Raw genomic sequence first — 15,991 nt, forward strand, 5'->3', positions numbered from 1 at the left:
GGAGCGTCCCGCACCGCCGGACGGTGAGAGTGCCGGTGACCGGAAGAGGTCAAGGGCCCGGTCGCCCGCCGATCCGCTTCGACACTGGTGCGCACGGGAGTCAGCGAGGAGGCGGTATGTACGACCAGACCACCGGCCACCAGGCCCTGCCCGAACATCTCCGGGAACTCGAGCGGGACGTGCTGCGGATGCGCCGGACCCTGACCGCGACGACCGGTTCGGCGGAGTCCGGCGACGGGCTGATCGAGGCGACCGTCGACGTGCACGGCCGGGTGACCGACCTGGTCCTCGACCCCCGGGTCTTCCGGACGCCGGACTCCGACGCCCTCGCCGAACAGATTCGGGCCGTCGTCAACGAGGCGGGCGCCGACGCCCAGGAGCGTGCCCGCCACGACCTGACGAAGTTCCTGCCGCCCGGTGCGGACGAGGCGTTCCTGCCGCTCTTTCGGCCGGTCGACCCAGGCGCCTCCGGAGCGGTTCGGTGAGCCCGGACCCGGCGCCGATCAATCTCGGCGGTGTCGGTGACATCGACATCTACCCCGCCGAGACACAGGCCCTGCTGCAGCAGATCCAGCAGGCCGGGGCAACCTTCGCCGCGCGCTGGGCTGCGCTCGGCCCGGCGATCGCCGAGGACGAGACCAAGGTGGGCACCGGGTTCGACGATCTGAGTACCGCCTTCCGCAACCAGTACAACGAGCTGGCGCCGAAGCTGGCCGAGCTCTCGAACAACGTGGAAGGCAGTTTCGAGCGAATGGGGGCGTCTGGCCACCGGATCGTCGCCGAGTACCTGGAGCTGAGTCAGCACCAGGTGGACCAGATGAGAACTCTCGAGTGATCCCTGAGCCAACCACGGAGTTGTGGCTGTGGCTGCAGCGGTTCTCCGACACCTACCTCTGGCCGCAGGTTGACGAGGATGCCGCACAACGGATGGGTGACGCCTACCACGAGCTGGGCGTCGCGCTGCTCGCCACCGTCGACCAGGCCGACGGGGCGAACCAGGCGCTCGAGGCCGTCTGGCGGGACGTCTCCGCGATCCTGTACCGGCGCGGTGTCGACAGTGCGTTGAACGTCGACGGCTACCGGCAGGTCGTCGCGTCGTTCGAGGACATGGCGATGCTGTGCCACGACCTCGCGCGCCACGTCGGCCAGCTGAAGCACCAGATTTACTCCGAGCTGATCCTGAACGCCCTGTACTTCGCAGCCACCTTCGCACTTCCGCCAGGCATCGGCGACATCCTGAGGTTCCGGCTGGTCGCGTCGCTGGCGACCAGGATCAGCACCATGATCCGGACGGCAGCCGGCCTGGTCCAGCAAGGTGCTGCCCGAGGCGGCTCGGCGGTTGGCCGGGTGATGTTCGGCGTTGCCCACGAGGCCGGCGAAGGCGCGCTGGCCGATCGCATCGCCCAGACCTTGGACAAGCAGAAGGGTTTCCGCACGGAGTACGACAACAAGCAGACCTTGGTGAGCGCCGGGGCCGAGGTGATCGGCAGCGGGCTGAGCCGGGCGGTCAGCCCGGTAGGCCGGGTCGGGTCGGTGCCCGCGACGGCAGTGGCCAACGCTCTCGGTCTGGGGGATCGGTGGACGAAGGTCGCGCAGCAGACCGGTCACGGCTTCATCGTGAACGGCCTGACTTCACCGGTCGGCGGGACGACGGCGCAGGCTATCGCCGACGGCAAGTTGCACGAGGTCACGCCGGGCAAGCTCCTCCAGGCCATCGGCGAACAAGGCATCGTCGCCGGTGCCCTCGGGGCGACCCGGCCGGTCTCCGTGCACTCCGGGGACGCGCTCGGGCAGCGCTGGCTGGCCGGCGCCAAGAACATGTTCCCGTCGTCGACGCACACTCCGACATTGCCCCTGGCCGGCGACCCACCGGGGACGCCGCCGACCTCCACGACTCCCGGTGGCCCGACCGACCTGGCTGGGAAGCGACCACTCGGACCGGCTGCTCAAGACACCTCCGTCGGCGCCGAGCCGCCGGGCAGGCCCCCTGTGACCGGCTCCGGCAGTGGCGCTGGAGGCCCGGGTATCTCCGGTGCACAAGGATCGGCCGACGGCGCTCCGGCCGGTGACCGCGGACAGGCCGGCAGCGGGACGTCACACGCCGGCGGCAATGACTCGCGCGTCGGCCAGGTCGACCGGGCGGGCGCTGCCACCGAACAACTTCCGGCGAACGAGCATGTCGTAGCTCCGGGCGAACATCACCACACCACCGGTCAGCCGGACTTCTCCCCGGCCCAGGACCTCGCTAACTCCGGTGACGCCAGCAGTGACGACGCCTCTGACAGCGGCTTGGGCGGGATGCGGCCTCCGACCGCTGCTGCCGGTCTGTCCGGCTCATCCAGTGTGCCGGGTGCTGCCGTGCCGCCCGCAGGCACCTCCGTCGGATCTGGGGTTGCCGCCGGGGAACTCGGCCCGTCCGGCCACCACGGCGGTACACCCGCGCAGTCGCCCGCGCACAGCGCATCCGGGGCCTCCCAGACCGCCCCCAGCGCGCAGGCGCAGCCGGGTTCGTCGGCTTCCCCGGGCGCTCATGGACAGCCAGGTGGGCAAGGCGTGCTTGCTGCCTCGCAGGCGGGCTCCGGTGCGGCGGCTTCAGGTGCGGCCCCCGCGCCCGCTGGTTCGAGCGGGCCTGGCTCGAGTGGCCCAGCGCCCGGTGCCTCCGCTCCCGGTGCGGCGTCTGCTGGGTCGACACCAGCTGCCACGCCGTCCGGTGGGACAGGATCGTCGACCACCTCGCCCGGAGCAGGACCTTCTGCGGCATCGTCGAGCGGGCCGGGAGCGGCTTCGAATTCGTCCAGTGGCGCGTCGTCCAGCAGTGCTGCCAGGGCGGGTGCGGGGCAGCCAGTGGTCGGTAAGGATTCGGCGGAAGCTGCGTCCGCAAAGCGCAGGTCCGGTCAGGACGCAATCTCCGGGTCGCCCGAGGAGCATGAGACATCATCTGTCGCGGCATCGGCGAGTGCTGCCGCGACACAAGGCCTCCAGAGCGTTGGCTCGGCGGCCGAGGGCCCTACCCCCAGCCTGGGAGCAGAACCGGTCAACGATGCGACGGCGGTCCGCAACGGCTTGAGGGAACAGCCCGGCGGTATCTCCCCGCTGACCGCTGCTCCGGCAGGTGCGCCCAGCTCGGTGGAGAACGGGATGGCGATTCTGGGCGTGGTCGGTCCTTCGGCGCCACCAGTCCTCGCACCGGCGCCGGCCGCGAAGCCGCCACCGGTTCACGCGCACGCGGGCGCACCGCGGCCACACCGTGCGGATGGGTCGCGAGGGTCCACCCGGAACGGCTCCGGCAGCGGCGGGTCCGGAACGGACGGCGATGCCGACGCTCGCGACGTCGAGGCCGCACGTGGCAAGCCGGGGCCCGAGGAGATGCCCGCCGGCGACCGGTCCGCGCGGTCAACGAAGGCGCACGATGAGGCACCGGACGTCGAGGCGGCGAAGGTCCTGCCTCCGCCCGGTCGGACCGGTCCGCCGATCGGCGGGGCGCAGGACCAGCTGCCGGCCGCGGTTCCTCCCGGTGCGGGGGATGGGGTGGTTGGGGACGTGGTGGTCCCAGGGGTGCCGGGGACCGCGTCGGAGTTCGTACCGGCGGCTCTGGATGCGTTGGTGGCGGCAATCAACGCGCGAGAGCCGAACGGGGAGCTGACCGCGGCGGCCGTGGCGCTGCGGACCAAGTACTACCGGCGGCCAGGCACCGGGAGATACGTGGGCGTAGTCGCCCGCCGGTCCAAGCGCGGCAAGTTCGTGGCGACCGACGCGGCCGGCCGGCGGGTGCCGGTGCCGCTGCCCGTACTGCACCAGTCACCGACGACCGGGGAGTTCACCCGAGTGGAGGTGATCGCAGGGCGCACGCTCGGAGAGCCGATCCACGTTCCGTTCAGCAGCCCGTTGCTGAAGGCAACTCAAGCTCTGCTCGACGGACTGCAGGCGACGATCGACACCTGGATGCGCAGTCGTGGGTTGCCGCAGAAGGCGACACCCGAGCGAGTGGTCACGGAGGCCGAGCGGGCCGCGCTGGCTGAGCTGACCCCCGCGGAACTGGCCGAACTCGAGGACCAGCTCACGCGGCCACCCGCGAAGTACCCCGTCCAGCATCCGTCCCGTACCGGCGAGTCGCTCGGCGAGGACTTCGCGAAGTCGATGCTGCACTGGCTGGGGTCGAAGTACCCGGGCCAGGAGGTGCATCGGGTCTTCCTGGAGCTCAGCGGCGCGCACACGTTCGACCAGGTCTACGTGCGGATCGACCCGGAAACCCGCGCGGTGCTCGGCTTCGCGATCATCGAGGCGAAGAGCGTGAACGGTGACCTGGGGCATCGGCGGGGTGCGCTCGGCAACGTCTACCAGCAGGGCCATCCGGCGTACGTCCGGGCGATCTTGTCGATGATGGCCGGGCGGGACGAGCGGGTGGCGGTGCTGGACAGCTTCGCCACCGAACAAGTCGTGGTGCCGACCCACCCCGACTACGACGGCCCCGCGAAGTACACGTTCCGGCCGGTTCGCCCGCAGGTCGCCGCGGCGCTCGGCGACAGCAAGGAACTCTCCGCGGCCATCGAGGGCGCGATGGCGGAGCAGGCGCTCGAGTACTACGTGGTGCGCGCGCAGGTCGAGGTCGACGCAGGGGTGGTCAAGCCGGCGGGGATGGAGATCACCCAGTACGACATGGGCCGCGGTGCCGGTCCGATGACCGCTGGTCCGGGTCCCGGTGAACAACTGCCGACTGACGGTCCCGGCGGCGCCTCGCAGCCTGCCGGTGACCACGAGCCGGGCGGGACGCGACCTGTCGAGGCGGACGACAGTGCAGAGGCCGGGCCCGAGGAGTCGGTGAGGGGGCCGGGCGACTCGGACCCTGTGAGGGTGACCCAGAAGTCGCCGGATCAGCAGGCGGAATCGGCCGCGCCGCCGCGAGACGGCGAACGGCCGAGCAGCCCGTCGGGCGACGTGGGGCTGCGGTCCGCTCGTGCATCGGCGTCTGAGTCCGCGAGCAGGGTCGCGAAATCATCGCCCGCGCGAAGGGGCGCGCAGTCATCGGTAGCTGAGCAAGAGCCCGCGCCGAAGCAGCCCGGACCGCTCGGCGCCGAGCGCCCGGGCGCGATCGGCCCGGACTTCTTCCCGGAGCGGGTGATCGTGCAGGACAAGCCGAGTGAGTCGTCGCGGGCGTCCGACGGTGGACCCGGCCGCGCGCCCTCAGGACCAGCGGGCCGGGGGCCTCGTGGTTCGGCCCGACCGCCTTCACCGGGGGCCGGCTCCGGAGCTTCGCCGGGGACCGGTCCAGCCGGCTCCGGCCGTCCGCAACGAGGTGCTTCCAGCGGTTCCGAGCGGGTGATCTGGACGGGAGGCGCTGGTTCTGCCAGCGCGAGTCGCGTCGCCGCCAACGCCACCGAATCGCGGGACGGCGAACCGCGCCGCACACCGACCGATCGCGCACCGACCACCGAGCGGTCCGCCGCTGCGGTTGCCCCGCACGGTGCGGTGACCAGTGCGACGTCGCTTGACGGTGAGCGGGAGCCGGCTGGCGGGCCGAATTCCGGGCCGGAGGCGGCGACCGGTGCCGGCCCTGACGGCCCGCCGCCGAATCCGCCGACCAATCCCCCGCCGACGGATCCGCCGCCGACAGATCCCCCTCCGACGGACCCGCCGCCGGGCGATCCTCCCGGTGCGGAGCCGCCGGGGGCCGAACCGCCGGACGGTGATCCCTCCGGCTCACAGTCCGGGGACCAGTTCGATCACCGGGCGGCCGGGCGCTGGCTGGAGCGGTTCGTGCCGGGGTGGATTCTGGTCAGCGTCGAGTCGGGCAAGGCGATGATGCGGCCCGATGTGCAGGGTGCGGCGCGGCTTCTGGAAGTTGTTGATGAAGGCAACGGGGTGTACCGGGTCCAAACCCGCGACGACCGAACCTTCCGGTTCGTCAAGCACGTCGGTCCGCTGGAGGACGGCCTCGTCGCGAAGTACGTCGCGGTACCGGGGGTGATGCCGACCGCCGAGGTGACGTTGTCGGACCGGCTGAGTTTGGACGAGGTCGCACCGGTGCTCGCGCGGGTGCTGGCCGAGACGGCGGCGGCAAGTCTGAGGCCGACCGAGGCCCAGTTGGCCGGTCGCCAGGAACACAAGGTCTTCTCGCCCGTCAGCAATCCTCGACGCAGTCCCGGGCTGACGGCCGAGGATCACGGTGACCTCGCGGAGCTCCAGCAGCGCGCCTTCGAGCACGAGCAGCGGTCCGCCGTACGCCGTCGGAGCGTTCGGCGGGCGCTGGCCGGCCTGATCGCCGGGATGAGCTTGGGCGAGGCACAGCCGAACGCGAAAGTCCTGCGGGCGCTGGCCGGGCCGGACTCGGAGGCGCTGGCGAACCGCTTCCAGGACCGCCGTCCGGCCAAGGACGACCGGGTTTCGGCGTCCACCTACCTGGCCAAGGTAGCCCGGGGCTCGGGCTGGTCCGCGGTGGTCATCGGGACGGCCGCTTACCTGGACGGTGGCCTGGCGGCCGGGATCGGGCTGGCCGTGCCCACTCTGATCAACTCGCTGGCCGGCGCGTTCGCCGAACGCTGGCTGGATGCGAAGAAGGAGGCGGCCAGGCAGCCGGCCTACGACGCGGACCGGCGGCGACGGGAACAGGACCATCCCGGCCTGAAGGGGTTGCTGGACGGCAGGTCGGACCGCCGGGCAAGCGCCGACGGCACGTCGGCGCGAGCGACCGGTCAAGGCAACTACTTCGTCCGTCACCTGGCTCCGGCGGTGCCGGCGGCAGCGGCGGCCGGTGTGCTGAGCCTGGTGGGCGTCCCGGCGATGCCGGCCATGGTGGTGATCGGCGTCTCGACGCTCACCAAAGCGATCGCCGAACGGCTGGTCGACATGAAGAAGTTCGATTTCCGGCTGGCCCGGGTGCACGCGACCGTGAGCGCTCAGCTTGCGCACAGTTCGTCGCTGCAGAACCAGTTGGTCGCGCTGCTGCAGGACTACCAGCAACGGCTGGACCGGCTGCACTCGGTGATGTCGGGAGCGCAGTCCGGCAGCCGGCCGGAAACCGGCGACCAGCGACCCGCTGTCGAGTCCCCGGGCATGCCGCCGCTGTGGCTGCACGCCGCCGCTCAAGGTATCGACAACGTCGCCGCGGCAGGCCGGCGAGTGGCGATGCCGAAACCACAGGTCGTCGACAACGATCCCACCGAGTTCGCGCGTCACGTCAGTCAGCAGCTGGAAGGCATCATCAACGCCGTCGGCCCGGCGGTCATCGGTGGGGTGCTCGGTGCCCTGGGCGACAAGTTCTTCACGAACCGCGAGGAGCGCGCCAGCGATGACCAGAAGAACTGGGACCACTTGCAACGCGAGGCCCGGCGTGGCCAGGCGCTGCTGCAGGAGCTCGAGGCGCCGCTGGTCGAGCTGGGGCAGCTGCTCGACAATCTCGAGCAGCTGATCGGTGCCGAGCACCCAGGATCGGTCCCTGCCCTGGCCGACCGGGTGACCGATCGTGCGGCGCTGCCGAAGCCACCGTCCCTTCCCGCCGGCCGGCGTCCCGGTGGCCAGTCGCCGTTCTGGGTCTACGGGGCACAGGTGGCGGCTGCGGCCGTTGGTGGTGCCCTCGGCGTCGTCGTCCTGGACGAGGTCTTCGACCTGGACGATCTGGCCGTCTCCTTGACGTTGGCCGGCGCGCTGGCCGGACTGACGGGTACGCCGTTCGCGCGGTACCTGTTTCGGCGCGCCGAGCTGACCCGCAAGGAGCAACTCGCCGAAGACTTCGCCAAGCAGGCGGTCGACGTCTCGCAGCTCACCGAACAGAGCGCGATCGGGAAGTACCTGATCCAGCAGTTGCGACACCAGGCCGACCGACTGGCCGAGCTCCGGAACCCGGCCACCCGGGCGGCCTCGGACGTGACGCCGACCGATCCCGACTACACCGACCGGGTCCGGGCGGCGATCCGGCGGGCCCACCTCGAAAACCTTCCACCCGGTGGGACGGAGTCGACGGAGAACTTCGGGATCCGCGCCCACCGGGTCGCGGCGCTGGCCCGGATCGATCGGCTGGCCGCAGCCGTGGACTGGCGTACCGCAGACGACCCGAACAGCGCCGAAGCCGCGGCGGCCCGGTCGAGGCTCGCGCACGCGATCGCCTTGTACGAGCAGATCGCCGGCACCGACGGCTCCACCAAGGCCTTCCCGGACCCCGCGGCGGAGTCACCGTCGAGCGGGCGCCGGCTGACCGGCGGTCCGACCGACCAAGTCCGGGCCGGAGTTGCCCAGGCGATCGGCCTGCTGCTGTCGGAACCGGCCGGCAAGCCGCTGCTGGTCCAGCGGCTGAAGGTACTCGAGGAGATCGCGCAGGCAGCAGACGCGGTCGACCAGCACGCCGACCACCGCCGTACCGGCCGGGGGACTGCCGCCTCGTACGCGTTGATGCAGGAGGAGCTGGCTGCGAAGATCGCGGCGTACGAAAGTCTGGCGCTGGAAGCCGGCGTCCCCGGCGGCCTGCCCCGTCCCGCTCTCAGCCCAACCGAGGGTGAACCACCCACCGGCACGCCTGCACCGGATGGCGTCCCCACCACCCCATCGCCCCTGCCGAGCGGTCCGCCGCCGGCCGGCTCGGCGCCGGGCGCCGAGCGGCTCGGCCAGGTCGGCGACACCGTCGTCGTAAAGGTCGGGCCCGACGGCGAACTCGGCGGGCTGCCCGCCGGGCTTGTGGATGATCCGCAGGCGCTGGGCGTGTTGCAGGACAGGTGGGGTGAGCTGACGCGCGCCGGCTACGTCGTCGAGGTCACCGTGACCCGGGTCGCTCGGCCGGCGCCCTCGGCGGACCCGTTGCGGTTCTCGGTGCGGGTCACCGATCCCGACAGCAAGATCCCGGCGGAGTCGCTCGACACCTATGGTCCGGCGACGGCCGGCGGCCTCGTCCGCGTCATGGTCACCGATCAGCAGACGGCGCCCGGCCGCCACCGCGCCGCCGCTGCAGACTCCGAGCAGGCCGCTGCCGCTCCGGTGGACGATCGGAGCACGATCGCCCGGGCGCTGAATCCGGTGCCGGCGACGCCGGTCGTACAGGTGCGGCAAGGGTTCGATTCGGTCGGTCGCAGGATCGATGGTGGGCTCGACGCCGGTCAGGTGTTCTCCTCCGAGCACCGGAACCGGGCGGAGTGGAGCTTCGGCGAGCCTGGGCGGCCGGACCGGGCAGTACTGGAGTTGCGCGAGGTCAAACCGCCGCCGCCGTCGTACGACGATCACGCGCGGCCGATTCCGGCCCGGCGGCGGGTGCCGTTCGACTGGGCGTTCGGGCACCAAGCGGCTCGGGTGCTTCCGCCGGGGATCGGCGTGCCGGTCGAGGCGATGACCCGGCTGGAGCTTCGGCTGCAGGAACTGATCAGTTCCGGACATTCGATCAGCGTGACGTTCACCACGGGCCAGAAGGTGGCCGACGGTCGACCGCTGGTGGTCGAGCTGCAGGTCACCGAACCGGCCGGCGGGCGGACCGTCCGGTACGACGGCCGCTCCGTGGCCGAGGCCGTGGATGCCCTCGGCAAGCATGCCGCCGAGGCCCCTCCCGGCCGGCCGCGCCGGCGGCCGGAGGGTGGCCACACCGTCGGCGCGCCGGCGATCCCCGGCACCTTCACCGCCACCGGCCGTCCGGCCGAGCAGGCGGATCTGACCGTTGCCGAGGTGCTGGCGGCCGTGGGCCAGGTGCAGGAGTCCGATCTGGGCGGGCTGATCACCGATGCGCCGTCGGTGCTTGTCGATCCTGCGACCGGTCTGCCGACGGCTGTCGTAGTACAGACAGTCTCGGGTGAGCATCACTTCACGGTGGACCTCGGGCCGGTGGCGCCGAACAAAGCCGCCACGACCACGGTGGGATCCGGTACGGCGCGGCGGCCGCACGTGGTCCGGGTTGCGCCGAGGATGGCGGACCGCAACCTGGCCAGGATGTGGGTGCACGAGATCAGCCACACGCTGCAGGACCTCAGAGGGGATCGCGCCGCCCTGATGCGGGAGGCGATGCGCAGATCCGCACACCATGGCGAGAACGCGTGCGTCCATGCTCAGTACAACGAGCATCGCCTGCTCAGCCGGCTGTGGGCGGAAGCGGCCGCGCGCGCCGAGCGCACCGGGCAGCAGCAGGACTGGCGAAGCGAGCAGCGGATACGGCGGGAGATCGTCGGGCTCGCGGCGGGGATCATCCGACGTGGGCACGTCGCGCCCCAGCATCCGTGGGTGGCGCCACCGGTCGCAACGCCGGCCACGGACCCGGTCGACGTGACGGTGTCCGAGGCCGAGCTGGTTGGGGCGATCCAGCATGAGCTCACCGTGCTGGATGCCGTGGTCACTGATGTCGACGCGCGGATCGGTGCGCACGAAGCGATCGCCGAAGCAGCCGCGGAAGCCGAGCGGGCGGCGAACACGAAGGCCGAGGCGGAAGAGCAGACCAAGGACGACGGCAGGCACGCGCGGATCCGCGAGCAGCAGGCGGAGGCGGACAAGCAGGCGGCGGCCCGGGCGCGGCACCTCGAGGTCAAGCAGGGCTACGAGGCCGCCCGCGCCAGGATCACGGCGGCTCAGGCGCTGTACCAGTCGATGCTGGCCGGGCCGGCGGGGCATCCCACCGAGGTGTTGGCGGCCAAAGCTCTCGAGGCCGCGGATCATGTGATGGGTTACCAGGTCGCGATGGCCGAGCGCGGACCCGCGGGACTGGTGCTGGCCACGGCGATGCCCACCGGCCGGCTCCCGCACCTGACCGCGTTGACCACCAGGGTCAACCAGGCCTTGACGGCCCACGGCATCGACTCCCGGTTCTCGGCCGAGCAGTTGCGTCACGAGCTGCTGGCGACGTTCGATCGCCTCGTCACGGCGGATGGTGCCGTCCTGCGGGTGGGGCGCGCAACGGCCGGCGAGCTGCGCGTGCGGCTGACACCCGGCGAGCTGCGGGAGGTTCTCGACCCGCAGGAGAAGAGTTCGGAGAACATGGCCGGACTGCTTCCGCAGGGCCTCCGCCGGATCGCGACCGTGGTGACGGCGAAATGGGGCCGGTCGGGTGGGCTCTCGGTCAGCAAGCTCACCGAACTGCTCGGTGAGCAGTCGATCCTGTACTGGGCGGGCAAGCTGGTCGGAGTCCGCGGCACGGTGTCCGTCGAGCAGTCCAGAGCGGTGTCGGCGACCGCGTCCGAGGCCGCTCTCGGCGGCGGTGTGGAGGACAACCGCAGCGAGTCGGTGCTGTTCAGCGGCGCGGCTTCCTGGGAGCTGGCCGTCCGCACCGGGCGGGTCTGGGTCGATGCCGGCACCGTCCACACCGGCAACCCGGACGACGACGCCGAGCTGCGCATGCACGTCTCGCACACCTACACCGTGGCCGCCGCGCCGCCGGAGCGGCAGACGCGCATCCGCAAGCAGGATCGTGACCGGAACCTGCCCGAGCACGTGGTCAGCGCGATCACCCGGCTGGAGCCGCTGAGCCGGAAGGTCCGGTCGAGGCTGTCCGAGCGGATCGGGAACCTGGACCGGCTGGTCACCGAACAGATCGACAACGCCCTGATGTACGACCTTCCGGGCCGGCTGGTCGAGGCGGCCGGCCCTGGCATCGTGCGTCCGCTGGTGATCGAGGGCAAGCCTGGCAGTCACCTGCTGATCACGACGAAAGTGCGGTACGAGCAAGCCCAACTGATGGGTGCCGACAGCAACGAGCACTGGACGGAGAAGCTGCGCATCGGCTTCAGCCAGGCCTCCGGCGACCAGTCGTTCGGCCGGTCGGCCTCGGCCGCCGCCGCCCTCGGGTACGGCGGCACCGCGCTCACCGACGTCGCCGGCACCGAGCTGGACCTCGGCCCGGAGGCGCAGCTGGGCTGGAACTCCTCGCGGTCGCAGGCCCTCAGCGCCGGCGGGACTGCGATCCAGGTCGGGGTGCACCGCTACACCGGCCCGACCCAGGGGTACCGGATCATGCTCGAGCACACCGTCTCGATTGTCCTGGGCAACGAAACCCTGGAAGCCGTGCAGGAGACTTCCGAAGCACTGCTCCGCTTCCGCGCGAACGACGCCTACCGGTACGGCCTGCCGGTCGACGAGTCGATCGTCGTGCACGACGACACCGGCCGCCCGGTGATCGAGAACGGCCGGGTGGTGCTGCGGGGCGATCCGCGGATGACCGGGGAGGTCCCGGGCCGGAAGCTCGAGCTGCCCGACTGGTTCGGGGACGAGCCGGGACAGCTGCGCGGGTCCGGCCCGTTCGCGGTGCAGACCGTCACCGGGGGCCAGGAAGCGCTGCGCAAGGTTGTGCGGCACCTCAGCGAGCGGGGGTTCCTGCCGCCGCTGGACGAGAACGGTGAGCTCGATCTGGGCCGGCTGTCGACGGAGCCGCTGGAGCGGCAGGGGCAGCTGCTCAACCTGACCGAGGTTCGCAGCCAGTTCTCCGCGCTGCGGTTGGAAGCCGGGTACGACATCGCGGCACAGACCGGTCTGCTGCTCTCCGTCGTCCGGCCTCGCTTCGGCCAGGGGGCGGAGACCATGGTGCTGCGGATCGATCTGACACCTCGGCACGATGCGGCTTCCTCGCTGGGCGTCACCACCGACGAAGCGGTCGTCGGCCTCAACATCGGCTCGAACACCGCCGCGGGCTCGGGCGGATTGTCGAGGTCGTTGCCCTGGCTGGCCAAGCTGCTCGGGAGTGCCAAGCCGGATGTGGCCGAGGGCGGCGTCGGACCCAAGGGTGACGTGTCGTACGCCCGGACGCTGGGCCGGGCACTCGGCTGGGTGACTGGCGGCACGGTGAACCACGTGACGCTGGTGGAGAGCTCCTCGCCGGTCGCGGTCTTCGACGTTCCGCACACGTTGCGGGTCACCGAGCTCGTCGACGGGCGAGAAGTCCCCGTCGGCGACCCCACGCCGGGCAGCGCGCGGCTACTGGTCGACGGCGGCCTGCTCCCGGCCGCCGATCCGTCGCCGCCATCGACGGCAACGCCGGGAACCGCATCGGCGGCCACCGGGACCTCGCCGAATCCGCCGGCACCGTCGGGAACGCCCGCGCCGTCAGGAACGCCGGCACCGGCGGCCACCGCGACCTCGCCGAATCCGCCGGCACCGTCGGGAACGCCCGCGCCGTCAGGAACGCTGGCACCGGCTGTGGTTGGGCGAGTGAGCTCCGAGGTGCTCGGCTACGCGACGATGCTCGCCCTGGAGACCGGCCGGCTGCTGTCCTCGGTGCCGGCCGCCCTGCGCTCGGACCCGACCGCGCTGTTCCACCTGTCGGCCTTTTTCAACTCCCGCGCCATGATGTGCCACCCCGAGTGGACCGAGACGCCGTACCGCACCCAGGTTGCTGTCCGCGGCGGTGCGCTGCCGGGGCGGGCGCAGGTGTCGGTGACGGGTTCGATCGAGAATCCGGTGTTCGTCGGGCAGCGAGACGGTGTCAACGGCCGCGTCACCCTGCCGTTGAGCAGCCACGGAACCACCCACAGCAGTTCGAGAGGCCGAGGCTGGAAAGCTTGGTTCGGGGGTACCCAGGCCGGGGATCCGGCGATGACGGGCGGAGTGGGCGGCGGCCGGAGCGGCAATCGGTCCGGCATCTTCAGCCGGATGCTGATCTGGGGCCGGGAACTGCTGATGATCAGGACCGGCCGGCACTACGTCTTCAAGGCTTCGGTGAACTTCGCGGTCTCGGTGACCGACGGCACTGTCACCGGCAACCAGCAGGGAACCGGCCCGACCGAGGCCGGCCGGACCCCGGGGTCGGTGCTGTTCGAGATCGCCGAGCCGGACGCGCTGCGCCTGTACGCGGCCGACAAGCTCGCCCTGCCGCTGGACGTGGTGGCGGACGCGGTGGAGCGGTTCGTGACCGGCAAGGCGACCTGGGAGCGCCGGCTGTCGCTGCAGGTCATGCGCAAGTACCGGATCGACCTCGCCGAGGCCGCCAAGCAAGGCCAACCGCTGCCTGCCTTGTCCCGTGGGCACACTGCCGACGAGTTGACCGAAGCGGTCCGCAAGCTGATCACGCAGCCGTACGTCTTCCCCCCGGGCACACCCGAGGAGCGGCTCGACGCCGTCATCAAGCTGGCCGACGAGCCGGTCGAGGAGGTGAGGCTCCCGGAGCACTACGACCGAACGACGGGTGCCGCTCTGGTCGACAGCGCGGCGCTGTCCGAGGACGGAGCACCAACCCGGCTGCTCGACGCGGTGGCCGCGGCGGTGGCCGAGACCACGGGCATCCCGGTCGAGCAGGATCCTGTACTGGCCGAGGGGCTGTTCGTCGAGCTGGCCGGCCAGCGGTGGTGGGGCCGGCTCGACGACATGCTCGGTCCGAACGGATTCGTGCGCAGCTACCCGCTGACTCCTCCAGGCGGCGGTGCTCAGCAGAAGGTCACGGTGCGGGTCAAGGCGCGGTTCGAGGGACCGGCGAAGAACCACGGGGTGGTCACCACCGTGCTCGGCATCATCCAGGCCTACCTGTACGGCGAGCAGGGCCGAGCCGCCGCCGTCGGCCGGTCCGTTGGTGCCTCAGGCAACTACGACACCGGCCACGGGGGATCCAGCACGCTGGGCACCGATCGAGCCGGTGGCCTGACGGTGTCCAGCGGTGAGCAACTGACCCGGCTGGAACGTCTGCGCAGCTCCGGCGGGATGGCTCGGATCGAACGCGGCCTCCGCCTCGAGATCGAGGTGATTCACGAGAACGACGGGCGGACCAGCTTGCGAGAACTGTCCGGCCCGATCGTCCAGTACGTGCCGGCGGAGCTGGTCAGCAGCGATCTCCGGCCGCCCGCCGCGGACGGTCCGGTGGACCACCGCAGAGTGACCTTGCCGAGCAGCTACGTCGTGGAGGGCACGATCCCCTTCGGCCGCGGGAACGCTGTCAAGGACGAGTTGTTCGAGGCGGTGTCGGAACACCTCGCTCACCGGGACATGCTGCACCCGGTCGGCGTCCGGATGCACCGGACCGAGCTGGAGCACCACTTCTCGACATCGGCCAGGGACGCCGCGTTCTCCCGCATGGCCACCGCCGACGGAGCTGCGATGATCCGGCTCCCGGTGCCGGGCTCCGCGCGCAAGGTCGTCGACGTCACCGTGCGCGCCGCGGTCTCCGACGTCCAGCTGGTTGTCGGCCCGATCGAGGGCCGGGAGCTCGGTGAGGTGAACCGCAGCCAGTGGACGACCTCGCTCTCGGTGCTTGCTCGGCCGGCTGCTCCCGCTCAACGGTGGCCTGTCCAGCAGCGGTGACGAGGGGTCCCAGCTCAGCCAGTGGGGGCTCAACGGCGGCGTCACCGGCGGCGAGCAGGTGTCGGACCTGTTCGTCGACGCGTACGGCGTCCGCGCGGAGCGGAGCCGGTTCCAGGACGGCACGATCGTCACCGCCCGGGTCCGGGTGGACTACGACCTGACGCTGGAACGCAAGGAACTGCCGGCCGAGGGCGGTGAGAAGTCGCTCAAGGTCGCTCAGGTGCCCGGCGCAGCCACCGGCGAGGCGTACCTGACGATGTTCAAGCACGAGTACGACGCGATGCTCGCCCGGCTGGATCGGGGTGACACGCTCGCCGCGGCGTGGAGCCACGCGACCGGAACCGCGCGGAGCACCCGGTCCCTATCGGTGTCGGCGGATCCGGTTGCGCCGTCGAGGGTGCTGACCGACGCTCTGCACCAGGCTCGCCAGGATCAGGTGGAGGTGCTGCTGACGGTGACCGAAGCGGATGGGCGCAAGCGGTCGTACCTGGCGCTGCCCGACGGCACGCTGCACGGCGACGCGGCCGACGAGGGGTTCGCCGAGGCATTCGCCACCCTGCATCCGACCCTCGTCGCACTGGCCGACCGGCACCGGATCGACCTGCGCGCCCTCTACGACGTCTCCGCGGCCTCGCGGACCTTCTCGGCGGCGGTCATGGCGGCGTTGAGGGCTCAGGGGATCTCGGTCGAGGTGCATCCGCCACCGGCCTTCCCGGCCGCGGCGTCGACGGGCAGCGGGAACGGTGCGGCGGGAACCGTCCAGGCCGGGGCGGGCGGAGTCGGCGGCAGCACGGGTGGGCCGTGAGAAAGGAGATCT

Annotated in this window: 4 protein-coding genes; all 4 read left to right on the forward strand. The window is 71.5% G+C overall.

The genetic code is table 11. From position 1 onward, the window contains the following. The first annotated feature begins 116 nt into the window (after positions 1-116). The 4 genes from KFLA_RS35295 to KFLA_RS03825 are packed head-to-tail and all read left to right on the forward strand — an operon-like array spanning position 117 to position 15,979. A complete protein-coding gene (locus KFLA_RS35295) occupies positions 117-485 on the forward strand; it encodes a YbaB/EbfC family nucleoid-associated protein (protein ID WP_012918439.1) in 369 nt (122 codons plus the stop codon). Then, the gene (locus KFLA_RS03815) at positions 482-835 is read left to right on the forward strand and encodes a hypothetical protein (RefSeq protein WP_012918440.1); all 354 of its coding nucleotides are present in this window, start codon (positions 482-484) and stop codon (positions 833-835) included. The genes KFLA_RS35295 and KFLA_RS03815 overlap by 4 nt, the downstream gene beginning before the upstream one ends. Continuing rightward, positions 832-15,174, forward strand: coding sequence for a WXG100-like domain-containing protein (locus tag KFLA_RS03820; RefSeq protein ID WP_012918441.1), 14,343 nt, complete (start codon positions 832-834; stop codon positions 15,172-15,174). Before KFLA_RS03815 ends, KFLA_RS03820 begins: the two co-directional genes overlap by 4 nt. After that, complete coding sequence (locus tag KFLA_RS03825) at positions 15,125-15,979, forward strand: hypothetical protein (RefSeq protein ID WP_012918442.1); 855 nt, start codon at positions 15,125-15,127, stop codon at positions 15,977-15,979. The genes KFLA_RS03820 and KFLA_RS03825 overlap by 50 nt, the downstream gene beginning before the upstream one ends. Positions 15,980-15,991 lie beyond the last annotated feature (12 nt).

Source organism: Kribbella flavida DSM 17836 (assembly GCF_000024345.1).
In the GTDB taxonomy this organism is placed as follows: domain Bacteria; phylum Actinomycetota; class Actinomycetes; order Propionibacteriales; family Kribbellaceae; genus Kribbella; species Kribbella flavida.